The organism is Saprospira grandis, from assembly GCF_027594745.1.
In the GTDB taxonomy this organism is placed as follows: domain Bacteria; phylum Bacteroidota; class Bacteroidia; order Chitinophagales; family Saprospiraceae; genus Saprospira; species Saprospira grandis.
On the sequence record NZ_CP110854.1, the window covers coordinates 2,944,330 to 2,969,108 of the forward strand.

Consider the following 24,779-nt stretch of genomic DNA (forward strand, 5'->3'; position numbering starts at 1 on the left):
AATAGTCTCCAACAGCAACAAGACCTATTGGGGCAAAAGCAATTGGGGCCAAGCTGCTGCGGGATCAGTGATTTCGAGGAGGAGAATGGCCCCCTCTTTTTGGCTATCGATTAGTTTTAGGGGAAGTTGTTTTTGGTCCTGATAATAGGCCTGTACCAAAGGAGGGAGCTCCTCCCAGCTAGTATTGCTTTGATAGCGACTAAAGCCATTGAGCAATAAATAATAGCGGCTATTGGGCTGGGGCTGTTCTTGCGCCGCCTGTTGGTAGTTCCAGAAAAGGACCTGAGATTGAGGGGCAAACTGCATATAGTATTCGCCAAAATTGCGCTGTACCGGATTGCTAATGACTATGGCCGCCTGCTGCTGATCGGGAGAGAAATGCCGCAGGATCAGTTCCCGCTGTTCGATATAGCCTTGGGTTTGGGCATATTGCATACTTTGGTAAGTCGGGTAGGCCAAAGCCAGAATAAAGAGCGAGATAGAGAGCGCCCTTGCCCCAACAATCAAGCGCTGGGGAGAAAGCGCAAAAAGCGAAAGGGCCAAGGCCCAAGCCCCAATAGATAAGGCATTGCCATAGTCTAGCCAATAGGCCAGACCGGTCCAAAACCACAAGGGCAGCAGTAGTCCAAGCGTATACTGCTTGCGCTGCCAAAAGGCCTGTAAATAAGGGGCGGCGGCAATGGCGGCCAAGGGGGCCAAATATAAAAAGTGACGGACATCCGTGCCGCACATAGGCACATAAGCCTTATAAGAAATCGTCATGAAATAGGCCGAAAAAACACTGAGGCCCAAGCTAAGGCTCCAAAAGGCGGACTCGCTGTCTAGTTTCCAGAGCCTGCCTTTTAGGAAAAAGAGACTGCCTAGGCCCATGCCCAAAACAGGCAGCAAACCGCTGCGAAGAAATAGAAGGCCCAAACCATAGCTAATGCGTTCTAGTAAATGGGAAATTGGGAGCTGGTCGTAGCTGCAGGGATTGAAATAACTGCCCAGCTCTATGGCTTTGAAGCGATAGAGAAAACTGCCCGTTTGTCCATAAATCACCCCAAAATAAAGGGCAAAAAAGAGGGCAGAAAAGCCAATCGCCCAAGCCCAAAAGGCGAGGTATTCACGGCGGTAAACATCTAGAAGAAAGAAGACAAAAAAGACCGGCAGCGATAAGATAATGGTCTCTTTGGCCCAAAAAGAATAGAGCAAAATCAGGCTAAAGCTCAGGGCATAGGGCCAGCTTGGACCGCCTTGTCGCTTAAAGCGGAGTCGCCAAAGACAGAGAAAAAGGCCTAGGGTCCCTAAAGCGACAAGAATATCGGGCATGACCTTATCCGAATAAAACAGGCTCCATTCATTGAAGAAAAAGAGCAGAACGCCCCAAATGCCGGCCCCTTTCCAACGGCCGCCCAAACTCCAAAAGATCAGTAGGGCCGTGGCGCCCGTGATGAGCATAGCGGGAAGGGCCCCAGCAAAATCATTGATGCCCAAAAGGGCATAGGAGAGGGCCGTGGGGAAGATCGTCCCCCAGCGATAGGCATAGTGGTCGTCGCCTAAATGAAACTGCCCTTGTACCAATTGAGCGGCTTGGTACATATAGCCCATGACATCATCATAGCCATAGTGACCATAATAGCCAAAAAAATAATGCCCCAACAACAGGAGCGAGAGCAGGGCGCTAAGGCCCAAATAGGAGAGAAGTGATTTCATGCTGCTTGTTCTTGGGCCAAAGGTAAGCAGTGGAGGGCAGAAGAAAAAAGAAGATATAGATTGCTGTGGGGGAAAATGCTCGGCTCCTAATGAGTAAGATTGGAGTGGCTAATCATCGCCTAGGGACAAGCCCCTAGGCTAATCGAATGGAGTCGGCCCTAAAGGGCCTCAAATGCTAAAATATAGGGCTTGGCTCAATCATTATAGCAAAGAAGGGGCTGAACCAAAGGCCCTCGCAGAGGGCTGTCTGAAACAGCTAGCCTAGGGGCTTGTCCCTAGGCGCAGAAAAGGGCTGTGGGTTTCCACCCAGAGGTATTATAATTCCTAACAACTAAAGCATTTAATTCCAAAGACCTGTAGGTTAAAACCTACAGCAAGTGTGTGGCCAATAGGGATGATAAAAAAGGAGCCCAGGGTTAAAACCCTCGGCTCCTAACAAGCAGATATTGTTCTGAGCGGAAGGTTTCAACCTTCCGCTCAGCCGCAGGATGTTCTAAAGATCCTTTGTTGCTGTGGGTTTCAACCCACAGGTATTACAATTCCTAACAAGCAGATATTGTTTTTTGGGGGGAAGGTTTCAACTCAAAGGTATTATGATATTTAATATTTAAAGTATTCATTTCCAGAGATCTGTAGGTTAAAACCTACAGCAAGTGTGTGGCCAATAGGAATGATAAAAAAGGAGCCCAGGGTTAAAACCCTCGGCTCCTAACAAGCAGATATTGTTCTGAGCGGAAGGTTTCAACCTTCCGCTCAGCAGCAGGATGTTCTAAAGATCCTTTGTTGCTGTGGGTTTTAACCCACAGGTCTGACAATTATTAACAACTAAAGTATTCATTTCCAAAGACCTGTAGGTTAAAACCTACAGCAAGTGTGTGGCCAATAGGAATGATAAAAAAGGAGCCCAGGGTTAAAACCCTCGGCTCCTAATGAGTAAGATTGGAGTGGCTAATAGTCGAATTAAGACTCAAAACGGCTATCGAGTTCTTCAAAATTGTAGCGAATAAAGCAGCGGCGACCTCTAGGCGATCGCTCTGGATTTTGGCAGGCAAAGAGTCGATCAATAAGGGCCTGCATTTCCATGGGGCTAAGCCGTTTGGGTTGTTGTTTGGCCATGCGCATGGCCATGGCTCTGGCCATATTTTGCTCAAAGGAAAGGGAGAGCGATTGACCCAATTGGTACTGCTCCAAGATTTCTTTTAGCCAGCCATCTTCTTCGCCCAATTGTTCTAAATAGGCGGGCACTGAAGAGATGACAAAGGTGGTTTCACCCATAGGGACCAGCTCAAAGCCCATCTTCTTGAGTTCGGGCAGCAGCTCTTGTAAGAGCTTGGCATCTCGCAAGTTTAGGCTGACACTAATGGGGAAGAGGCTGTGTTGTTGGACCAGCCGCTTATGTTCTAGCCGCTGCAAATAATCATCATAAAGGATGCGCTCTAGGGCGGTCTGCTGATGAATCAGTAAATAGCCCGCTCTTAATGGGCTAATCATATAGCCTTGGCCCAAATAAAAAAGCTCTTGCTTGGGGCCTTGGCCCATTTGCAGGGTCTCTTCTTCTTCTTGTTCAAAAAGTGGGGTTTGCTTAGAGAGCTTGGAAGGAAGGGGCTGTTGCTCTTCTTCCTCCTCATTTTGTAAACCCGCATAGAGCTTCTCCCAATGCGCCAGATTGTTTTTTTCCTGCTCCGTTTTTTGAGGGGGACGATAGCCGCCACTGCCAGTGCTAGACTTTGAGCTGCTCGTTTTATTGGAAAATAGCTGTTGTTTTTCCATCTGTTCCCGCTCCAATTGCTTACTAATGCTCGACTCCTGCTCAAAATCAATGCTGGGCGTCACATGATGCTGGGCCAAAGCATGGCGGGTACAAACTCTAAGGTAATTATAGATCAGACGCTCATCCTCAAACTTAATTTCTTGTTTGCTGGGGTGGACATTCACATCAATTTTGGCTGGGTCTAGCTCAAAGAAAACCACATAAAGCGGATACATCTTTTGCGGCAAGAGGTCTTCATAGGCCTGAAAAAGCGCATGCTGCAAATAATTGCTTTTGATATAGCGCTGATTGACGTAGAAATACTGATCGCCACGCATCTTGCGAGCAAAATCGGGCTTGCCCACATAGCCCCAAATCTTAATAATATCGGTCTCTTCAGAGATGGGAATCAGCGCTTGGGCGTATTTCTTCCCCAGTACCTGAATAATCCGTTGTTTGAGGTTGCTGGCAGGCAGATGAAACTGCTTTTGACCATTGTGGTGCAAGGCAAAAAAGATATCGGGATGAGCAATGGCAATCTGCTGAAACTCATCGAGAATATGCTTAAACTCTACCTTATCGGACTTGAGGAAGTTGCGTCTAGCGGGAATATTATAAAAGAGGTTCTTGACCGAAATACTGGTCCCCGCCGCCGCCTGACAAGGTTCTTGCAAGATGAGCTCCGAGCCTTCTACTTGCAGGCGAACGCCCAGTTCTTCGCCCCGCTTTTTGGTCCGCATTTCTACCTGGGCCACCGCAGCAATAGAGGCTAGGGCCTCGCCCCGAAAACCCATCGTATGCAGGTTAAAAAGGTCTTCTGCCTTCTGAATTTTAGAGGTCGCATGCCGCTCAAAACTCATCCGAGCATCAGTTTCACTCATCCCAATGCCGTCATCAACCAACTGAATGAGGGTTTTTCCCGCATCATTAATGATTAGCCGAATGTTTTGCGCCCCGGCATCAATGGCATTTTCCATCAATTCTTTTACCACAGAAGCGGGCCGTTGCACTACCTCTCCGGCGGCAATTTGGTTGGCAATATGGTCGGGCAACAGGCGAATAAGGTCTGCCATAAGGAATATAAATTAAGAAACTAGGAATTGGGAAACCAAAAGTTAAGCAAGCCGGGCAACCAGCGCTCTAGGGCCGCATAGGCCGCAGCCGTCAAGATGCCCAAGATAATTAATAAGCGCAAAATACCACCAGACCAAAGCCCACGATGCTCCCGCTTGGCAATCTCTCTGGCCAAACGCAGCTCTTCACGAATGCGCATTTTGGTCACTTCTCGGTCAATATCTCCCGTTTTTCGGCCTTCCGCCGCACGTACGCGGTTCTCCAAAGCCTCTTTATCCGCATCATAAAACCGCGGCTGATAACCAAATCCACGAGGCTGATGCCCCCCTAGTTTGAAGAATTTAAGCATAATGATTTCTCTATTAATTGGAATGAAGATAACGAACTTATCTCAAACTAAAAAGCTTTGGCAAATCTCCTAATATCTACAGCCATTTTAGCTTTTTGTTTTATTTTTTGGGGCCTCCGCAGCTTTGCTGCGGCGGTTACTCCCTTTGGTCGTCGAACTGCGTCCTAAAGGACTTGTTGTCGTTCCACAGCTCGCTGCTATTTTGGGGCCTCCGCCTCGCTGCGCTCGTCGGCGCTACGTTCCGCAGCTCGCTATTCGCTCGGCCCTGCGGCAGCAAAGCTGCCTGGGTCTGGCCCTGCGGGCCACTGCTGCACATCGCTAGGCCAAATGCCCCAGCTTCGCTCTGGGCCGCCCAGCCATAAATAATAAGATTATTTAGACAGAAAACTGGCAATTCTAAAAAGAAAAACTTACCCTACTGTTGTATTAGTTATTTACGACAAAAACGACAGTTATGAAGTTACCTTCTTTTTATGCTCTTTTCTTTTTGCTTTTTGCCGCCCTTCCTCTTTTGGGCCAAAGCCTTCCTGCAGAGGTCATCGCCGCCGATAGTCGGCTCGCCAAAGCCTCCGATGCGATGATTGCCCATTTGGTCAGTCGGGCCCACGCCTATCATATTTGTGCCGAAAAGCCAGAAATTAGGGCCAAAATCAAGTCCTTTAATCGCCGCTCCAAAAAAGCAATCAAGGCCTATAATAAAGCCAAAACCACTAGCGAAAAACTAGCCGCTACCAAAGAGTTGCTGCTGCTCATTGAGCTACGGCTTGCCATTTTAGACTGCTTGCCCTATCATGATAATGCAGTGCTCTCTCCTGAAGCAGAACAAGCAGAGTTTTGTAAGCTGCTCGGGCGTAGCCATATACCAGAGCTGGACCAAGAATATATGCTGGCCCAACTTGAGCTAAATCTCTATATTCTAGAGCATTTGCCCGGCCGCAAGAAAAAGAAATGGCTGTTGAAGTATGCACAGCAAAGTATTGACTTTATAGCGGCCATGCATGAAGTGAATAAGGGCCTAAAAAAACGAGACTAATCGCTAAAGCGCCAGATATGTCCCTGGGCCGTACCCAAATACCAAAATTGCCCATCATGGGCCAAGGAGAGAATTTCTTCGCCCGCCAAACCCTGAAGTTTTTGCCAGTTTTCTCCGCCATCATGAGAGAGGAGCAGGGCCCCATCTTTTCCCCCTACGGCCAGACGGTTTTGGTCTAGGGCCAAAATAGAGCGCCAGCGGTATTTGGGGTTCATGGTTTGGCCAGACAGCAGCTTTTGCCAGCTTTCTCCGCCATCTTCGGTTTTATAAACACTACCGTAATCGCCAGCCACAAAGGCATTTAGGCTGTCTGGCCAACTGATGGCCCTAAAGTAGTTGCCTTGGGGCGGCATAGGGCTCCAGTTTTGGCCCCCATCAGTGGTCTTTAAGATCAGGCCATAGCCTACGGCCATGGCTTGGCCATTGGGCCGGCCCGCCAAATCGCTAAAGCTGTGCAAAAAGCTATCGGCTTGTAGTAGGTTGGGAAATTCTCCATTGGCCCTTAGGCGATGGATGCGCCCCTGGCCCAGATTTTCGCCAGCAACGACTAGGCCCGCAGAGTCAGAAAAGAAATGGCCCGCAGAAAAAAACTCCCAGCCAGGCATATATAGGCCCGACCAAATTCCGCCTTCTCGATAATAAACGGTATTGCCAATGGGGTAGGCATATAGTCGGTCCTCTAGCCATTGTAAATCTCGGACGGCATGATCGAGCAGGAGCAAACTATCCCAACTAGGGCTATCTAGAGCAGTGGCCCAAACTCCTCCACGGTCAAAAAGGTCACCCAAGCCAACATATAGGCTATCGCCATGAAGTAATAGGCTATTTACTGGCAATTGATCGGGGGCTTGCCATTGCGTCATGGGCCGTTCTAGGGGCGCTATCTTTTGGCAGGCCAAGCAGCTCAAGCCGAGCAAAAAAAGTAGAAATTTATTGTAGGCCATATTTATCAATCAGGTATACCCAGGCGGCAATACCGGCGGCGCCTAGTTCTAGTTCTCTGCGATGCACATTTTCAAAAACATCATTTCTAGAGTGGTGGTAGTCAAAATAGCGTTGAGAGTCGGGACGGAAGCCAAAAAGGACCACGCCCAACTTTTTGAGGGGACTAATATCTGCCCCAGAACCTCCAGTAGTGAGTTCATAAAAGCCATAAGGGGCCACTAAACTTCTCCAGTTTTGGGCCTTGGCATAGGCGGGTTTTAGAACATGGGGCAGGGCATCCATGGCAAAGCCTCTAGGGGCATGTCCCCCTCCATCAGATTCAATGGCGGCAATATGTTTTTCGCCTTTGCGCTCGGCTTCGGCGGCATATTTACGACCACCAGCTAGGCCGCTTTCTTCATTGGCAAAAAGCACACAGCGAATCGTATGTTTGGGCCGAATACCTAGGGCTTTGAAGCTGTGTAGGACCTGCATGGCATGCACGCAGCCAGCGCCATCATCATGGGCCCCCTCGCCCAAATCCCAAGAGTCGAGATGGCCACCTACGACAATAATCTCATCGGGATAGACCGAGCCCTTGATTTCGCCAATTACATTATAGGTTTTGCGCTTGCCCAAATCTTGGCAATTTAGCTCTAGCAAAATCTTGGCCTTGGGTTCTTGGGCCAAAAGAGCTGATAGTTTATCGGCGCTTTGGATACCTAGGGCTGCGGCTGGAATGGGCTTTTCTTGTTGGAAAATGGTCACACCAGAGTGGGGGACATCATCATTTTTGAGGGTAAGAGAACGGACCAGAGCCCCTACTGCGCCTTTTTGGGCAGCTACTTTTGGTCCAGAGGTCCGTTGTGAGCCTGCGGCCCCATAAGCGTGAAAGGTATTGATCTTTTTGGGGTCCATAGGCCCATTAAAAAAGACAAACTTGCCTTTGACTTGGCTGCTGGGCAGTTTGCGCAGTTCTTCCACAGATTTCACCTCGATCACTTCTGCCTTTAGGCCCAAGTTTGGGGTGGGGGCGGAGTAGCCCAAAGCGACCACAGAGAGCTCCAAATCGCCTAGGGTATTAGATTGAACTACCTTACATTTTTCTATGCTTCCGCGGCTCCAGTGGCGGACCTCCACCTCTTGGGTCCAGACCTTATCGCAGCCAATGCTATCTAGAATTTGCTGACTGTATTCTACAGCGGCGGCCCCAGCGGCAGAGCCTGCTACTCTATGGCCTACTTCTTTGCAGAGATAGTGCAACCAAGGATAACATTGTCCCTGAGTCAAAACATGGTCAAAGAATTTAGCAACTTGCTCTACTTCCTCATCTCCGTTTTGGCAAGATGCCTTTGGGCTGGATAAAAAAAGAGAGCAGACTAAAAGAGCAAAAAGGGAGCGCATAGCGTAGGTAATTTAGGCAAGGAAAAGAAATACGGTAGGCCGTTTATGGAGGTCAGGCAGCTCTCCTTTTTTCCATTCGGCTACAGTTTGGCTTTTAATATACTGGCTGGGCAGGCTAATATCTGCGGCTACACAAAGGCGACAATGCTTGGGCAATTGGGCCAAAAGGTCCTCTAGCATGGCCATATTGCGGTAAGGCGTTTCGATAAAAATTTGGCTGCGGCCTTCTTTTTTAGATTGGGCGTAGAGCTGTTTAATTTTTCTTTGGCGATCTCCTTTTTTGATGGGCAGATAGCCCTCGAAGCCAAAGCATTGGCCATTGAAGCCAGAAGCCATTAGGGCCAATAGGATAGAAGAGGGGCCGACTAAGGGGACCACCTCAATGCCTTTGGCATGGGCCATTTCGATAACGGCAGCGCCGGGGTCGGCTACGCCGGGGCAGCCTGCTTCAGACATCAGGCCGATGCTTTTGCCCATTTTGAGGGCGGGCTCTAAGAAAGAGGGCAGTTCGGCTAGGTCGGTGCGTTTGTTGAGTTCAAAAAAGGTCATTTCTTGAAAGGGGACGGGGGTTTTCCAATCCTTGAGAAAGCGGCGGGCGGTTTTGCCTCGCTCAACAATAAAATGGTCCAAACTATGCACCACTTGAATCACTTGTTCTGGGACAGGTAAATAATCGGAGGGGCCCAAAGGGACGGGGATAAGGTATAATTTAGCCGGCATAAAGGCAGAGGGTTGAGATAGTTTAATGCCTACAAGATACGGAAGTCCGCCAAATTCTTAAAACAGAGGACCAAAAGCGGCAGAACTCTTTTGCTGTAGGGGCTAGTTGGGGCGCTTTGGCGGCTGGGAGGATCCTGCGCTGGGCTGCGCCCAGCGCAGCGGCTGAGGGATGGACAGCAGTGGCGCAAAGCGCCAGACCCAGCCGCCTTTGGCGGCGCAGGGCCGAGCAGACCTGCGAGCTGCGACACAGCCCGACCCGACCGTAGGGAGGGGCAGCCCCAAAAAAACAGCAGTAGAGCAACTCCTTAGCGCATAAAAAAAGGGAAGAACAGCCTGTGCTATCCTTCCCTAGAGGTATTGGAATATGGTTACCCAATAATTTTTTTGAAAACGCCCATGCCTAGAATCAGGCTCGCATTTTTGAGGCCTTGGCCGAGTTGCTTCATGATTTTGTGGCGTAGAGAGGTTTTGCTGGGCATCTCTTTGAGGGCCTTGATGAGGCGTTTATTTTGTTCCTCTTGGCCGACAGAAATGCGGATACAATGCTCTAAATTTTTATCAATTTGGAAGGCGGGAAAGACCTCGATGCCTTCTGATTGTAGGTATTCATAAGTTTTTTGGCCCTCTTTGACCTTAAAGAGAATGCAATTGCTGTTGGAGAGGAAGACCTCTTGGACCAGAGGCAATTGGTCGAGTTTTTCGATAAGGATTTTGCGTTGTTCTAGGGTTTGTTCGACTACGCGATCCTTTTGGGCGGGCAGGCGCATGGCCTTTACGGCGGCAGCTTGGGCCATGGCATTGACACTAAAGGGCGTTTGCATTTTTTGCAAAATCTCGATCAGTTCGGCAGAGCCGAAAGCCAGTCCTAGGCGGAGGCCCGCTAGTCCCCAGAGGCTAGAAAAAGAGCGAATAATCACTAGATTTGGAAAATCTTTGAGGTAGGGGAGTAGGCTAAGGTCTTGTTGATAATCCAGTTGTCTTTCATCTAGGATGACCAGGCCCTTAAAGCCCTCGATCGCATCTACAATATCGATCCCTCGGAGGCAGCGGCCAGAGATGGGGTTGGGATGGCTCAGAAATAGGATTTTGACCTCTTTGCGGAGTTCTGCCCGCAGTTTGAAGAGTGAAATTTGATGATCTTCATTGAGGGGGAGCAGTTCGAGATGGCTGCCATTGAGATCGGCTAGGTGGCGGACTTCGGGAGCGATAGGGCTAAAGCTGAGGATATGGTCTTTATCATCTTGGCAAAAGACGCGAAAAATCAGGTCGATCAGGGCGCTGCCGCCATTGCCGGCGATAATTTGTTCTTTTTTGAGGCCATAAAACTCGGCGGCTTCGTCACGGAGCAGCTGGCATTCGGGATCGGGATATTGGCTATAGTCTTGCTCGCTGCCTAGGCTGCCCCAAGGGCTTTCGTTTTGCTCCATACGCAGGCAATGCCGAGGCAGGCTATGGTAGCGGGCTCGGCGGCGGCTATTTAGAATTTTTCGGCTGCGGCGGGGCAGTAATTCATAAATATCAAAATCGCTGGAAGGCATAGGGTAGGGCTAGATACATGAGTAAAAAAGTAGCGAATAAAGGTATTGTTTTTTGCTCAAATTTCGTGCTAGTCTAGTCCTTGTTTTTAAAGCTGCCTTATAGTTTTGCACCCTTTTTCTTGAAGTACTCGAAGAAAGCGACATTTAGAAAAAGGAGTAAAAAGCCGTAAATAAAGTCATCCCAGGGGATACTGCCGCAGCGAAAGCCGAGTAGATTTTGTAGTTGTTGGCTATTATTATAGAGGACCACAGGTTCTTGATTGAAGCCTCCGGTCAGGATGCCATTGACCAATAAAAAGGGAAAAATGCTAATGAGATAGGCCAGATAAAATCGGCTGCGATAGTGATTGGGGACAAACAGCAGTTGCCAGAGCAAAAAGCTACCAGCCAGCAGGAAGGTCCAGGCGGTATAGCTCATCCAGAGGCCCAAAAAGCCAATCGCATAAAAGCCAAGGACCAAAAGCCAGCTTAGGGGCCGTTCTATGGGGGCCAAAATATCTTTAGGAATATAGGCCAAAAGGCATTCATGAATAAAGACACAGGCGTAGGGAACGGTAATAAAAAACAGCCATTCGCCTAGGGGGAGGCCCAGGAAAGAGTAGGTAAAATAGCGGGGATTGAAATCCCAGACCCCCATTTGGGTGAAGAAAACATCCCAGGCTAAAAAGAAGCCGCCTACCATGAGCAGGCCGGGGAGGAGAAAGCGCCATTTTTTATAGAAATGCACCTTTTTATCAAAGGAGAGTAAAAAAGGAAAGAGGAGCGTCCCGATGTTAATCCACAAATACCAATAGGCATGCTCGCCAAAACTGAGTTTTGGTCCCATAGCGGGCACTTGCATAGACTGCTCGGCCTGCCAGTCTAGGGGCTGCCATAATAAGTAAAGGACCCAAAGCAAGGGCAGCCCTCCAAGAAGAAGAGCCGCCCCCCATTTTTTTGTTTGCTGCTGCATTTATAAGAGATTAAACTGTGCCCGAATCATGGATTTGCCCAAGATATACAATTTGCTGCCATTGGGAATTCGGATGCGCTCTTCGGTTACCCGATCGGCAGGCGATTGCTTAATTTTGTGAAAGAGATTGAGGTAATACTTATAGGCCACATAGACCCCAAAGCGGCAACCTTTGGGCAGGCCCAAAATGCCATGATAGGCCAGTTGAAAATCAAGCAGGATATCCGCCTCGATTTCGGCCTTGATTTGGTCATTGAATAACTTATAATCTACACCCGGAAAATACACCCGACCTCTTTCTGCATAATCGCTTTTCATATCGCGCAAAAAGTTGACCTTTTGAAAGGCGGAGCCTAGGGCGCAGGCCGGTTCTTTTAGCTCCTCATAAAGGCCCGGCTGATCTTTGCAAAACACCCGCAAACACATCAGTCCCACCACCTCGGCAGAGCCGTAAATGTACTTTTTGTAGAGGCTATCTTCATAGCGCTGAAAATGCAGGTCCATCTCCATACTATACAAAAAGGCATCAATCAGTTCTCGCTCAATTTGGTATTCATTGACCACCATTTGAAAGGCCTGCAAAACGGGATTGAGGCTGATCTTTTCCTCAATGGCCCGATACGTATCTTGCCGAAACCGCTCAAGCAAATCGGCTTTGTCATGCCCATGAAAAGTATCTACGATTTCATCGGCAAAGCGAACAAAACCATAAATGGCGTAAATAGGTCCTCTGAACCGCTTAGAAAACATCCGAATGCCCAGCGAAAAAGAGGTGCTATAACGCTCTGTAATGAGCTGGCTGCAAGCTTGGCAGCTGTCCTGATAAAGTTTTAAGTGATCCATAGGAGATGTATTTTAGCCCTTAGACTTAATGATTTCTCGGGCGACAACCTCTCCAGAAATAAGAGAGGGGGGAACACCCGGACCGGGCGTGGTCAATTGCCCAGCATAATAGAAGTTGTTTAGTTTTTTGTTTTTCAAGCGCGGCTTGAGAAAGGCCGTTTGCGATAGGGTATTGGCCAAACCATAGGCGTTCCCTTTATAGGCATAGTAGTCTTTCTTAAAGTCCTTATGTGCATAACTCAGTTTGTAATCTACGGCCGAGCGGATTTCCTGCCCCGTTAGGGCTTCCAAACGGTCCATCACCAAGTTGTAGTAATGCTCTCGAGTAGCTTCGGTATCCTCTAGTTCTGGGGCCACAGGCACCAATAAAAAGAGATTTTCATGCCCTTCTGGAGCACAAGAAGGGTCGGTTTTAGAGGCCAAACAAGCATAGAATAAAGGCTTGCTGGGCCATTTTGGGGTTTTGTAAATTTCTTGAGCGTGTAGCTTAAAGTCCTCATCAAAAAAGAGGTTGTGGTGCAGTAGGTTGTCTAGCGGCTTGTTTACCCCCAAATAAAAGAGCAGAGAAGATGGCGCCATCACTCGCTTATCCCAATAGCGCTCATTGTAGTTACGATATTCAGGCGCAAGTAGTTTTTGGTCCACATGATGGTAGTCAGCTCCCGCTACAATGATATCGGCCTCAAAACGCCCATTTTTGGTAATGGCTGCCTTGGCTTGCTTGCCCGAAACCTCAATACTTAAGACTTCTTCATTGAGCAATATTTCTACCCCCAATTCTTCGGCTAAACTAACCATTGCCGCCACAATTTGGTACATGCCGCCCATGGGAAACCAGGTCCCCAAAGCCAAATCTGCATAGTTCATCAAGCTGTACATGGCCGGCGTTTCTTCTGGAGTAGCCCCCAAAAATAAAACGGGAAATTTCAATAACTCCCGCAAATGCGGATGCTTAAATAGCTTTTCTACATGAGTGGCAATAGAAGAAAACATCTGCAGCTTAAATAGTGCCCGAACCACCCGTAAATCTGCAAATTCCAAAATGGATAAAGAAGGCTTTTGCACAAACTCGCCCATGCCCACCTTATATTTGTATTCGGCCTCATCCAAAAATTGTTGCAATTTGGCCGAACTCCCGGGCTCATAACTCTCAAACAACTCTTTTAAGGCCTGCATATCGGCCGGAACCGCCAGCTCTTCTCCCTCCCCAAATACAATTTTATAGGCCGGGTCTAAGCGCTTGAGCTCATAATAATCCGACACCTTTTTGCCAAATTGCTCAAAAAATTGCTCAAAAACCTCTGGCATCCAATACCAACTCGGTCCCATATCAAAATGATATCCCTGCACCTCCATTTTGCGAGCACGCCCGCCAGCACAATCATTTTTTTCTAATAACTGAACGCTGTATCCAGCTTTGGCCAAATGACAGGCCGCAGAAAGGCCCGCAAATCCAGACCCAATAACAATGACTTTTTTCGACATATTGTGGTTGTTCTCCAGTAAAGCAAAAAGGCTTTTTAGCCAAGAGACAAGTTAAACGATTATTGGCTCTTTAACTTATCCCTAAAGGTTTTGTTTAAAAAAGCGCTAAATTTTTTATCTAAAGTCTCCACATTTATAGTGTAAACATACTATTTTAAGGCTGTTGAAATAATTTTTACTGCTTTTATATTTTGGGGCTGCCCCGCCCTTCGGGCGGGTCGGGCTATGCCGCAGCTCGCTGTTCGCTCGGCCCTGCAGGCTTTTTCGCTTCGCTTCAAAAGCCTTGGGTCTGCCCCTTCGGGCCACTGCTATCTATCCCTCAGCCAGTCGCTACGCTCCTCTGCGGCGGCTGCGCCGCCTGCTATGGCCCAAAAGAGAAGCCGCAGCCAAACACCAAAAAAGGGCCTTTTCCTCATCTAATGACTAACTTTGGCCCCCGCTGCTAAAAACAAAAAAAGAAGAGAGGACCAATTTTTTTTAAAAAATACTTATACTTGCAAGCAGGATTAAAGGGCCCTAGCCCGCCTGACATAAAATTTTATTTTGCGCTACTTTATTAGATTTAAAATAATAGCCCGATGAAGATCGTACTCAATATCGTATTTATTTTGGCTGCTCTAGCCTCTGCCTATTACCTCATGGAAAGCATCCGCCGACCTGTAGATTTTAGAGATACTTGGGCGGAGCGCAAAACTGCCGTCCAAGAAAAACTAGAAGAAATTGCAGAGCTCCAAAAGATGTATACTAGCATTAAAGGAGATACCCTTTTTGCCGCCTCTTTTGAAGAACTAGAAACTTCTTTCCTCAAGGATAGCTTCTTTATCCTTAAAATTGAAGGTGACCCCTTTGATACGACAATCACGCCCGATACTACGGAGCTGATGTATCCCGCCCGCGATTCTGTCCTCTCTTTTATTGCCGCAGCTGGCAAATTAGATCAGGCCAAACTTAAGGAGTTGCAAGGCCCCGCTTTAGAGATTATGGAAAACTGGCAGGATACGAGCCAAGATGTTCGCCAAGATCCCGCCGTTGCCGCTTATCTAGATTTTGCAGAGGCTTCTATTAAAGATTATTTCAAGAAAATTCGTAGCGTTCCTTTCTCTGATAATAAGGAGTTTGTTGTCGCTGCTGGCGAAGTCGCTATGGAAGGTCGCCGTGCTTTTGGCCGCCGCCTCCCCACCTTTGAAGTGAAAACCACGGTAGGCGATTATATGAAAGAGTATTCTGTAAAGGAATACGGTATGTATGACCCTAGCTTTGATCATAAAGCAGAGGTGAAAGTGGGAGATCTCACTAAGCCTTCTACTACTGGTAACTGGTAAGCTATGGACCGCTATACAAGCGCTAAGTTTTCGCTAGACGAAAGCAAAAATTATAACCTATCCCTCCTGCTTGGAGCGGATAGGTTGTCTTATTTGGTGCATGCCCAAAAAGAGGTCTTGGCCCTAGGCGGCCTCGATTTTGTTCAGGTAGAAGAAGAGTATAGTTTGGTCGATGGGCTAAATCAGGCTTATGACCAAAGAGAAATTCTGCGGGCGCCTTATCAAAAGGTCCAGATTTATTTGCGGAGCAATAGAGTGATTTCGCTGCCCTTACCGCTTTATCAGGCAGAACAACAATACAGCTATTTTGAGGCCCTGCTCCCGATTGATGAGGGCGATTATCTGTTGGAGGCCCAACTGCCTTCGCTTGATTTGGTCTTTTTGCAGTCGGTCCGCTTAGGCCTAAAAGATCAGTTGCAGGACCTTTTCCCGCAGGCCGAAATTTATTCTGCCCTGCCCAGCCTGCTCCAAATTAGCCAAGAACTTATTCCCAAATTGCCCGAAAATAACTACCGCTTGCTGGCCTATTTTAGCCCCAGAAGCATTCAGTTGATGGCCTGGCATAAAGATAAGTTGCTGCTGCACCAGCTTCGGCCCTTCCGAAATGCAGAGGATTGCCTCTATTATTTGCTCTGGATGTATAAGGAGCTGGGACTTTCGCCCAAAAAGATTCCCCTGCATTTTGGCGGAGAACTGACGGTAGATTCGGCGATTCATCAGTTGCTTTATACCTATATTGTGGCCCTAAAACCCTTGCCCCGCCCCCAAGATTTTGCCCAAAGCGATTGCCTGGCCGAACTAGAACCCCAAAGAGCTGTTCAGCTTTTAGCTACGATCTTGTAACTGGCCCTTTTTGGACCTAGAAGCGGGCGCAGCCCGCTGGCTGAGGGATGGATAGCAGTGGCCCAAAGGGCCAGACCAAGGCGCTTTAGCGCCGCAGGGCCGAGCGAATAGCGAGCTGCGACACAGCCCGACCCAAGCGAAGCGCAGGGGCAGCCCCAAAACAGCAGAAAAAACAAAAATATATGCGAATCATCAGTGGCCAATTGAAGGGCCAACGCTATGAAATGCCTGGCAAAAGCCAGAAAACCCGCCCCACCACCGATATGGCCAGAGAGGGGCTTTTTAATATCCTCCAACATCAAATTGAACTGCAAGATTTGCGGGTTTTGGACCTTTTTGCAGGAGTGGGGGGCGTCGGCTATGAGTTTTTATCTAGAGGGGCCGAACAGGTCGATTTTGTAGAGAAATATCGGGGCTGTTGCCGCTTTATTCAAAGCCAATTGCAGCGTTTTCGGATGGAAGAAAAGGCCAAGGTCTATCAGGCCGATGTCTTTGCCTTTTTGGGCCAATTGCCCGAAGAAAGTTATGGGCTCGTCTTTGCCGACCCGCCCTATGCCCTGAATAAAATGCAGGAGCTGCCAGCGCTTATTTTTTCTAAGAATATATTAAAAAAAGGGGGCTGCCTGATAATAGAGCATGACGAGCGCCAAGATTTCGCAAATCATGCTAACTTTGCGCAAATTCGTAAGTATGGGCAGGCCCGATTTAGCATCTTTTGGGCCGATGATGCCCAGTAAATAGAGAAACATGTTGAAAAAACATTGGTGGAAGGCCCTAGCGGCGGTCTTGTTGTTCTACAGCCTCTCGGCTGGTTTGTTGATTCCGCTAAGGATGGGAATTGTATCGGATAAAAGTAGTTTGAGCCTGAAAACGGGCCAAAGTCAATCGCTAGATGTTTGGGTCTATAATGGCCGCTTTGAGTCGGGCGAGGAGGTCCAAGCTCGCATTTTGCTAGCGGAAGATCAAGTGTTTTGTGCCCAAAAAATCGAAATTGGCCAGGCCCGCCAACTCAAGTTGGAGGTGGCTCTGCCGCAGTTGGACCCCAACAAAATTAAGGCGCCTTTTCCCCTGATTGAGATTAGCACGCCCAAATACGGAACCGCTTTTACGGATTTATACATCCAAAAAGGAGAGGGTGATTTGGCCGTAGAGGCCTGCCAATCTGAGCCTTTTGCGATGACAGCAGGGACCAATTTTCCCTTTCTCAATATTCTAGAAGAAAGTATCCGCAACCTGTTTTATCATGTGCCCATGTGGTTCGGGATGATGTTTATTTTGCTGCTTTCTGTGGTGGCGAGCATCAAACAACTGATGGCGGGGCAGGGCCTCAAAAATGACCATTGGGCCAGAGCCTTGGCCACGGTGGGCGTGAGCTACGGCCTTTTGGGCTTGGTCACGGGCGCCATTTGGGCCAAACACACCTGGGGAGCCTATTGGAGCTGGGATGTCAAGCAGAACACCTCTGCGGTGGCGGTCCTCATTTATCTGGCCTATTTCGTTTTGCGCTCCTCTTTTGAAGACCCCGACAAACGGGCCAGAATTGCGGCCACCTACAACATTTTTGCCTTTGCCACCCTCATTCCGCTCCTCTATGTGGTGCCCAGAATGGTGGATAGCCTGCACCCTGGCGCCGAGGGCAATCCCGCTTTTAGCAGCTATGATTTGGATAGCAGCCTGCGCCTACTTTTCTATCCCTCGGTTTTGGGCTGGATCATTTTCGGCCTTTGGTTGGCTCAAATTTGTTTTCGGGTCTATCGCCTAGAACCCAAGGTTTGGGAGAATCAATTTAGGGACTAATTTTTTGGGGCTTCCCTTCGGCCTGCGGCCTCAGGTCCTGCCCTTCCTGGCTCGCAGGTCTGCTCGGCCCTGCGGGGCTTTCAGCCCCTAGGTCTGCGGCTTTGCCGCCCCCTACAGGCCAGTAAGCCGCTCATCTGTAGGCTTTGCTTTTGGCCTTGGGCTTCGGCCGCTTTTATTTTGGGTCTAAAAGGAGGGGCCAATAAGAATAATTTTTAATATAGAGTTTTAGATATTTCTTTGGGAAAATAGCTAGTTCACAAAAGATTATATAAGTAAACTAGCCCAAATTTGCCTCAAACGGTAGACTCTTCTTTAAAATATAGTTGAGGATAAATTTTTTTTTCCAAATAAAAATTCCAAAGTTTACAATACAAACGGATCATAAAAGCATGAGAAAAACATATAATAGCTTGATTTTGATGCTTTTGGCTACTGTTAGCCTAAGCGCCCAATCTCCTTCTACACAAACAGATTTTTTGGAGAGTACGGGTAAAATTTATGTAGTAGTGGCCGTTATTCTGTTGATCTTCATAGGTATTATTGCCCTTTTGGTTTATCTAGAGCGCCGTTTGGCCAAGATAGAGCGAGCGCATGAAGATTTATAAATAAATCGAAACACTTGAGGGGCCTTATCAAATGGATAGGTCCACTTTAATACATTTGACTTTTTCAATTATCAATTTTCCGAATTATGGCGGACAAACATTATAGCTTTTTTGAAGGCGTAGAACGCAACTTTGATAAAGCAGCAAGTTACGCTGGCCTTTCTGAGGGCCTATTGGGCCAGATTAAGGCTTGTAACGCGATTTTTGCAATGAAATTCCCTGTACGTACCAAAGACGGCGATGTGAATGTAATCGAGGCTTACCGCGTACAACACTCTAATCACCGTATGCCCACTAAGGGGGGGATTCGCTATAGCTTAGGGGTAAACCAAGATGAGGTAAAAGCACTTGCAGCCCTGATGACCTATAAGTGTGCTGTAGTAGATGTACCTTTTGGTGGCGCCAAGGGGGGGGTGAAAATCAATCCCAAAGATTATTCTGAAGAGGAGTTGGAGCGCATTACTCGCCGCTATGCTGCTGAGTTGGTCCGCAAAAACTTTATTGGCCCCGGCCTAGATGTACCTGCTCCCGATTATGGAACAGGCCCCAAAGAAATGGCTTGGATCATGGATACTTACATGACGCTTCGTCATGGCGAACTAGAAGGCGCAGGCTGTGTAACGGGTAAGCCCGTAGAGCAAAATGGTGTAGCTGGACGTACAGAGGCTACTGGCCGTGGCGTTTTCTATGCTATCCGCGAAGCCCTTTCTTATAGCGACGATACTGATAAATTAGGCCTGACTACCGGAACCGAAGGAAAAACTATGGTGATCCAAGGTATGGGTAATGTAGGTTCTTATACTGGAACAATTTCTCAGGAAGAAGGCGGAATCAAAGTAATTGGCGTAGCCGAGTACGAAGGTTCTATCTATAACCCTGAGGGAATCGATGTAACTGAACTATTGAAGTTCCGCGCCAAAACTGGTTCTATCCTAGGTTTTCCTGGTAGTACTACTTTGGAGCACCGTGGTAGCGCTCTAGAGCTAGAATGCGATATTCTTGTTCCCGCGGCCCTAGAAAACCAAATTAACGCTGATAATGCAGACCGCATTAAGGCTAAAATTATTGCAGAAGCTGCCAACGGACCTGTTACTCCTGAGGCAGAAGCCGTCCTCCTCAAAAAAGGCGTACTCATCATTCCCGATATGTATGCAAACGCAGGTGGGGTAACTGTATCTTATTTTGAGTGGTTGAAAAATATCTCTCACTCTCGCTTTGGCCATATGGAGAAGCGTTTCACCTCGAACCGCTACACCCATTTGGTAGATATGATTTTGGAAATGACAGGCAAAGACCTCAGCCCCGCCCAAAGAAGTATGCTTACTTCTGGTGCCGATGAGCTGGACCTCGTACGCTCTGGTCTAGAAGAAACTATGGTGACTTCTTACCAAAATATTCGCGCTACTTGGAAGTCTAATCCCGCTATTCCCGATCTACGTACCGCAGCATTTGTTTACGCTATTAAGAAAATTGGCGCAGACTATATGTCTCTCGGTATTTGGCCATAGCCAAAATCGGCCAATTTAAAGTTGGTTTATACCGCTAACAAATAACGAAAAAGGAGGCCGAAGCCTCCTTTTTTTGTGATAACTAACACAATACTACTGTATAAGCAGAAGTTTAGTCGGCTAAACAAAATTTTATTTTGTTAAATTCCTGCTAAGCACTTTAGGAATAGAAAAAAAAGACTATTTTTGTGTATCTAAATAAATAGATATTTGGCCCTTGGCCATACCGTTTGACATTAGGATATATATTACTATAACAAAAGGGCAGCAGCCCTTTGCTAAACAACGCATTATGCCAACAGGAAATCATAAGTTGGATAAGATTGACCTGAAGATTTTGAAGATTCTTCAGCAGAACAGTAAGATTACCAATTTGGAACTATCAAAGCGAATTGGTTTGTCTCCAGCTCCTACTTTGGAGCGAGTAAAGAAGTTAGAGAACTCAGGTATTATTGAGAGCTATCATGCCCAAGTGGCCCCCGCAGCAATGGGCCTTAGTGTAAAGACTTTTGTTTTGGTTTCTTTGGCCTGGCAAAAAGAAAATGCGCTAGAAAGCTTTTTGTCTAAGGTGGACCAAATTGATGAAATTGTAGAGTGCTATATCATTACGGGAGAAGCCGACTTCTTGATGAAGTTGGTTTGTAAGGATATCCCCACTTATGAGCAGCTCTTGTTCAAGACCCTCTCTAAAATTGAGGAGATTGAGCGACTCAAAACTTTGATGACCCTATCTACTGTGAAGGATTCTAAGTTGTTGCCTTTCAATTATGAGAAGTTGCATCAGCACTAAGTCTTATCCCCTGTTTTACTGTTGACAGCAGAAGCGCTAAACCACCCACTGGTTTAGCGCTTTTTTTTGGTCCTACAGGCCCGAAGGGCCGCCGGCTGAGGGGCTGTAGCAGGGCCGCCGAAGGCGGCAGACCTAGCAGGCGAAGCCTGCGCAGGGCCGAGCAGACCTGCGAGCTGCGCAATGGCCCGACCCGCCCGCAGGGCGGGGCAGCCCCAAAAACAGCTTATCGAAAAATAGATTTTCGTTCAAAATCGAGTTTGAAAAGGATGGCCAGCAAGATGCCAAAAGACATTAGGGAAGAGCCCCCATAGCTAATGAAGGGGAGCGGAATGCCGATAACGGGGACCAGGCCGACCGTCATGCCGATATTGACAAAAAGGTGCATGAAGAGAATGAAGGCCACGCCATAGGCGTAATATTTGGCAAAATCGGAGCGTTGGCGTTCGGCTAAGTACAGAATGCGGAGCAAAAGAGCCGTAAAGAGGCTAATGAGGAGAAAGCTGCCCATAAATCCCCATTCTTCGCCCATAGTGCAAAAAATAAAATCAGTAGATTGTTCGGGCACATAGTCTAGTTTTGTGCGTTCTCCCTCTAAGAAGCCCTTGCCCCAGAGCCCACCAGAACCAATGGCAAATTTAGATTGCTCTACATTGTAGAGTGCGCCTAGAGGGTCGCATTTTTCGGGCCGAAGCCAGACCAAAATGCGCTCTTGTTGGTGAGGGCGTAGAAGTTTGTAAATGGCATAATTGACCGTAGCGCTATAGCCCATACTTAGGGCCAAAACGCCTAAATTGAAGCCCACCGCCTGCCATTGGCCGCGCTTTTTGAGCCCTGCCAAAGCCGATAAACTGATTAGGCTTGCTGAAAATAAGAGGAGTAGGGGCCAAAAATAGGCGGCTTGATAGAGAAAATAGAGTACTGCGCCAAGAGCAACAGCAGCGAGCAGCCAGCGTTCATCTTTCTGCCAAAGGCGAAGCGCCACCAAATTGGCCAAGAAAATGAGGCTTAAAATTAGCCCACTCACATCATCGACCATTAAAGAGGCAATGCCCAAACTGGCCATACTGAGGCCCAAAATGTAGATGAAAGGCGGAAAACCCGCACGGAAAATGACGAGAAAAAAGGCCACATAGACCAAACAAGAACCCGCATCGGGCTGTAACGCAATGAGAATAACGGGACTAAGAATGAGGCCTACGGCCTGCAGCTGATACTTGAACTCCTGCATCCTAAATTGCGGTCGAGTGAGTAGGGCGGCTAGGGCCAAGTTGGTGGCTGTTTTAGAAAACTCGGAGGGTTGTAGCCTAAAGCTGCCAATGCCAAACCAGGAGCTAGCGCCATTGACTGGTGGAGTAAAGAGCACCGCAAAAAGCAAAAACAAGACCGCTGCAAAAGCCAAGGGGCTCATGGTGTGAATAAACTTAGAGTCGACAATTTGGACCCCCACAGCCAAAACGATAGCTGCCGTAATCCAGATGAGCTGCTTGCCGTAGTTCTTGTCTAGATCCAGCAAATGGGTATAGCTCTCGGCATGATACTCCGAGGCGAAAATCATCAGCCAGCCGATGGCCATCAGCACTAGGGTTAGGCCAATGCCCAGCCAATCATAATTGCTAAATTCTTTTCTCAGGTCATTCATGAATAACAAAATTAGGCTCAAAGATAAGAAAGGGGGGGCGGCCCTTGGTCCAAAAGCGAAAAAAAAGCGGAAAAACCCAGAGGTTTTTCCGCTTTTTTGAGCTGTCTAAAAAAGGCCTAGCTATTTAGGGCCTGCCAGCTTTCGTCGCCAGCCTTAACGGCTCCTGTTTGAGGGAGCTCATTGGCGGCTTGGAATTCGGTAATAATAGCGGCTAGTTCGCTGCTATATTCTCCATCTGCTGCGCAGCTATAGCCATTTTGGGCCAAAAGGACCTGGATAGTATAGACATCAGAGGTTTCGTTTTTGCCTCCTTTGCCCACGCTGCCATCTAGGCGGCTTTTGAGGTCCATGCTAAGCTGTTGAGCAGAAGCTTGGTCATATTCCATCCCAATCAAATCCACCTCATTAGAGCTGCTATTGCCTACTTTTCCGTTGGCCAAGAAGCGGCGCATATCTTCTTTGAGGTTAGAGGGGTTGATATAGCCTTCATGACGCCCTACTTCATTGCCATCGCGGAGATAGACCATAGTGGGTACTTTGTCCACCTTAAAGCGCTCATGCAATTTGGTGCGGCCATCAATCAATACATTTTCATATTTGATGCTGGTTGTTTTATTGGCCTCTGCGGCTAGTTCGAGCACGGCATCTTTGACCGAGCTGCCCACTTTTTTACAAGCGCCCGACCAAACGGTTTCGAAGTAGACCACCACAAATTCGCCCAACTCGAAGAGTTCTCTTTCCGAGATAGTTTTTTGGTCCTCCATAGAAATCACCTTGCTACTATCCGAGAACTTAGCGCCCTCGAGCATAGTATTGATTTTTTGTTGGAGGCTAGCCAGGCTAATTTCGCCTTCATGTCGAGCAAATTCCTTATTGTCCACCATAAAGAGGAGGGTAGGGAAGTGCTCGATATTATGTTTTTTGCGCAAGCCTTCTTGGCCATCATCCACATGTTTTTCTAGGCTAAATTGCCCGGCATGTTCGGCCACCAAATCATCTAGATGTTTGGAGAGCTTGCGGCTTTCGCCAGTTTGAGCGCCAAAGAAAGCAATTTTGTAATTGCCTTCAGGCTTTTGGGCCGAGCCGAGCAATTGTTTGGCTCTATCGCTTAGGCCGGCTACGGTGGCCTTGATATTTTGGGGCACTTCGGCTAGGTCGGCAAATTGGCCATACCAGTTGCTGGCCAACTTTTGGGCTTCTCCGGCTAATTTTTGAACGCCTTCATCTACTTTTTTGCCAGCGGCTAGCAGATCTTCTGCTGCGGCAAAGCAATTGGCAAAGAAGGGTTCTTGTTCAAATTTGGCCTTGAGTTTATCGAATTCTGCTTGCCAGTCTCCGCTACTGCCTTTGGCCTTGGCCAAAATCTGATTGCATTTTTCTAGGGTGGTCTTCATTTCTTGGGCCTGAGCGGCTAGGGCTGCATCTTGGCCAAAGTCGCCTGCCTCATAGTGCTTGAGCCACTTTTGGGCTGCGGCCTGAAGTTCCTTGACTTTATTGATAGTTGCTTGATCCATTTCTGTGATTTATACAAGTTGCTGCAATTGGCTCTCTTGGATGAGCTGATTGATTTCCTCAAAAAGGGCGGCATTGCTCGCAATGGCCTCCGCTTTATTTTCGGGCGCAGCTACTGTTTCTTCAGCAGCGGCAGTGGCCGTTTCCTCTTCTTCTAGCTCGCCCAATTCAGCGGCTAGTTCGGCATCGAGCTCTGCCTGAAGGGCTTTGGCCGCAGCAATTTCTTCTTCTAATTTCTTAAAGAGCTTGCGGGTTTTGATAAAGGCCGCACCAAACTCTTGGCGGAGTCCAGCATCTGCATCTTTGAGCAAAAGGGCAAATTGGCGAATAGCCGTTTTTAGCTCTTCGGCCTGGCTGATGTCCTCTGGCTGAAGTCCATCGGCTAGGTTAATGCCTTTATTGAGGTCCGAAATCTGTACCAAAAGGGCCTGAATTTGTTCTTTGGGGCCAGCGGGCGTCTCTTCTGCTGTGGCTTCGCTAGCATCGGCTACGGCTTCGGCAACGGCTTCTTCTGCAGCGGCCATGGCCACTTCTACGCCTGTACCTTTTAGGGCCGTTTTGGTCAATTGCTTGAGCAATAGGGCCTTTTTAGCATTCCCCTTCAATGGTTCAAGTTGAAGAACGGGATTGTCATATTCATCTAAGCTAATATAGCACTGTCCTAGGCTGATCTCTTTTTTGTTGGCTTTGAGCAGCTCTTTAGAGAGCTTGGCCCAGCTAGCCGTTTGGTCGCCAGGAATAATAAGGCCCATTTTTTTGCCGGGCATATCGGCAAACTCATAATTGGTGAGGGCCAAATATTTGGTGGGCAAATCGGCACTGTTGTGCTCCGATTGCATGCTGTTGAGCAAGGTCTTAATGACCTTTTTATACTCCTTGTATCCCAGGCTCTTATCCTGAACCTGTTCGGGCGTAAGCTTCTTAATTTTCATAATCTGGTTCGCTTAGTTTTTTTGGCAAATGTATTTGGAATCCGAAAATACAAAATTTATTAGG

21 protein-coding genes are annotated in these 24,779 nt (G+C 47.9%); 8 read left to right on the forward strand and 13 right to left on the reverse strand.

From position 1 onward, the window contains the following. Positions 1 to 24: 24 nt before the first annotated feature. From OP864_RS11655 to OP864_RS11665, 3 genes are all read right to left on the reverse strand, one after another. Positions 25 to 1,695 (reverse strand): ArnT family glycosyltransferase, encoded by a 1,671-nt coding sequence (locus tag OP864_RS11655; RefSeq protein WP_270098354.1) that lies wholly within the window; start codon positions 1,693 to 1,695, stop codon positions 25 to 27. A 960-nt stretch (positions 1,696 to 2,655) separates the two neighbouring features. Beyond that, the gene (mutL, locus tag OP864_RS11660; RefSeq protein ID WP_270098355.1) at positions 2,656 to 4,518 is read right to left on the reverse strand and encodes a DNA mismatch repair endonuclease MutL; all 1,863 of its coding nucleotides are present in this window, start codon (positions 4,516 to 4,518) and stop codon (positions 2,656 to 2,658) included. Positions 4,519 to 4,538: 20 nt separating this feature from the next. Further along, positions 4,539 to 4,868 carry a hypothetical protein gene (locus OP864_RS11665; RefSeq protein ID WP_015693237.1) on the reverse strand — a complete coding sequence of 110 codons (330 nt, stop codon included), beginning with the start codon at positions 4,866 to 4,868 and terminating at the stop codon, positions 4,539 to 4,541. Positions 4,869 to 5,322: 454 nt separating this feature from the next. On the opposite strand from OP864_RS11665, the gene OP864_RS11670 reads away from it, so the two are divergent. Further along, positions 5,323 to 5,901, forward strand: a complete 579-nt coding sequence (locus tag OP864_RS11670) for a hypothetical protein (protein WP_270098356.1) — start codon at positions 5,323 to 5,325, stop codon at positions 5,899 to 5,901. Here the strand turns inward: OP864_RS11670 and OP864_RS11675 are convergent. The 7 genes from OP864_RS11675 to OP864_RS11705 form a co-directional block, all read right to left on the reverse strand. Next, a complete protein-coding gene (locus OP864_RS11675) occupies positions 5,898 to 6,845 on the reverse strand; it encodes a WD40/YVTN/BNR-like repeat-containing protein (protein WP_270098357.1) in 948 nt (315 codons plus the stop codon). The two genes, OP864_RS11670 and OP864_RS11675, sit on opposite strands and share 4 nt — an antisense overlap. Next, positions 6,832 to 8,229: a M20/M25/M40 family metallo-hydrolase gene (locus OP864_RS11680; RefSeq protein WP_270098358.1), complete on the reverse strand. Its 1,398-nt coding sequence runs from the start codon at positions 8,227 to 8,229 to the stop codon at positions 6,832 to 6,834. The genes OP864_RS11675 and OP864_RS11680 overlap by 14 nt, the downstream gene beginning before the upstream one ends. Positions 8,230 to 8,241: 12 nt before the next feature. Then, the gene (locus OP864_RS11685) at positions 8,242 to 8,949 is read right to left on the reverse strand and encodes an SAM-dependent methyltransferase (protein ID WP_270098359.1); all 708 of its coding nucleotides are present in this window, start codon (positions 8,947 to 8,949) and stop codon (positions 8,242 to 8,244) included. A gap of 368 nt (positions 8,950 to 9,317) precedes the next feature. Next, a complete protein-coding gene (locus OP864_RS11690) occupies positions 9,318 to 10,487 on the reverse strand; it encodes a pyridoxal phosphate-dependent aminotransferase (protein WP_270098360.1) in 1,170 nt (389 codons plus the stop codon). Between the two features lie 97 nt (positions 10,488 to 10,584). Further along, complete coding sequence (locus OP864_RS11695; protein ID WP_270098361.1) at positions 10,585 to 11,439, reverse strand: lycopene cyclase domain-containing protein; 855 nt, start codon at positions 11,437 to 11,439, stop codon at positions 10,585 to 10,587. Next, on the reverse strand, positions 11,440 to 12,282 hold the full coding sequence (locus OP864_RS11700; RefSeq protein ID WP_015693245.1) for a phytoene/squalene synthase family protein: 843 nt from the start codon (positions 12,280 to 12,282) through the stop codon (positions 11,440 to 11,442). A 12-nt stretch (positions 12,283 to 12,294) separates the two neighbouring features. Beyond that, positions 12,295 to 13,767, reverse strand: a complete 1,473-nt coding sequence (locus OP864_RS11705) for a phytoene desaturase family protein (RefSeq protein WP_270098362.1) — start codon at positions 13,765 to 13,767, stop codon at positions 12,295 to 12,297. 578 nt (positions 13,768 to 14,345) lie between these two features. Here OP864_RS11705 and OP864_RS11710 point away from each other — a divergent pair. From OP864_RS11710 to OP864_RS11740, 7 genes are all read left to right on the forward strand, one after another. Continuing rightward, positions 14,346 to 15,089 carry a hypothetical protein gene (locus OP864_RS11710; protein WP_270098363.1) on the forward strand — a complete coding sequence of 248 codons (744 nt, stop codon included), beginning with the start codon at positions 14,346 to 14,348 and terminating at the stop codon, positions 15,087 to 15,089. A 3-nt stretch (positions 15,090 to 15,092) separates the two neighbouring features. Further along, positions 15,093 to 15,932 carry a DUF3822 family protein gene (locus OP864_RS11715; RefSeq protein WP_270098364.1) on the forward strand — a complete coding sequence of 280 codons (840 nt, stop codon included), beginning with the start codon at positions 15,093 to 15,095 and terminating at the stop codon, positions 15,930 to 15,932. A gap of 182 nt (positions 15,933 to 16,114) precedes the next feature. After that, the gene (rsmD, locus tag OP864_RS11720; RefSeq protein WP_270098365.1) at positions 16,115 to 16,669 is read left to right on the forward strand and encodes a 16S rRNA (guanine(966)-N(2))-methyltransferase RsmD; all 555 of its coding nucleotides are present in this window, start codon (positions 16,115 to 16,117) and stop codon (positions 16,667 to 16,669) included. A gap of 10 nt (positions 16,670 to 16,679) precedes the next feature. Further along, the gene (locus OP864_RS11725) at positions 16,680 to 17,729 is read left to right on the forward strand and encodes a cytochrome c biogenesis protein (RefSeq protein WP_270098366.1); all 1,050 of its coding nucleotides are present in this window, start codon (positions 16,680 to 16,682) and stop codon (positions 17,727 to 17,729) included. A 389-nt stretch (positions 17,730 to 18,118) separates the two neighbouring features. Further along, the gene (locus OP864_RS11730) at positions 18,119 to 18,334 is read left to right on the forward strand and encodes a CcmD family protein (protein ID WP_015693253.1); all 216 of its coding nucleotides are present in this window, start codon (positions 18,119 to 18,121) and stop codon (positions 18,332 to 18,334) included. Between the two features lie 86 nt (positions 18,335 to 18,420). Beyond that, the gene (locus tag OP864_RS11735) at positions 18,421 to 19,842 is read left to right on the forward strand and encodes a Glu/Leu/Phe/Val family dehydrogenase (protein ID WP_270098367.1); all 1,422 of its coding nucleotides are present in this window, start codon (positions 18,421 to 18,423) and stop codon (positions 19,840 to 19,842) included. 292 nt (positions 19,843 to 20,134) lie between these two features. After that, positions 20,135 to 20,632: an Lrp/AsnC family transcriptional regulator gene (locus OP864_RS11740; protein WP_015693255.1), complete on the forward strand. Its 498-nt coding sequence runs from the start codon at positions 20,135 to 20,137 to the stop codon at positions 20,630 to 20,632. 223 nt (positions 20,633 to 20,855) lie between these two features. Here OP864_RS11740 and rodA read toward each other — a convergent pair whose 3' ends face one another. The 3 genes from rodA to OP864_RS11755 all read right to left on the reverse strand — a co-directional run bounded on the left by rodA (position 20,856) and on the right by OP864_RS11755 (position 24,715). Beyond that, a complete protein-coding gene (gene rodA / locus OP864_RS11745) occupies positions 20,856 to 22,271 on the reverse strand; it encodes a rod shape-determining protein RodA (RefSeq protein ID WP_015693256.1) in 1,416 nt (471 codons plus the stop codon). A gap of 116 nt (positions 22,272 to 22,387) precedes the next feature. Then, positions 22,388 to 23,785, reverse strand: a complete 1,398-nt coding sequence (locus tag OP864_RS11750) for a thioredoxin domain-containing protein (RefSeq protein WP_270098368.1) — start codon at positions 23,783 to 23,785, stop codon at positions 22,388 to 22,390. 9 nt (positions 23,786 to 23,794) lie between these two features. Continuing rightward, positions 23,795 to 24,715, reverse strand: a complete 921-nt coding sequence (locus OP864_RS11755) for a hypothetical protein (RefSeq protein WP_270098369.1) — start codon at positions 24,713 to 24,715, stop codon at positions 23,795 to 23,797. Positions 24,716 to 24,779 lie beyond the last annotated feature (64 nt).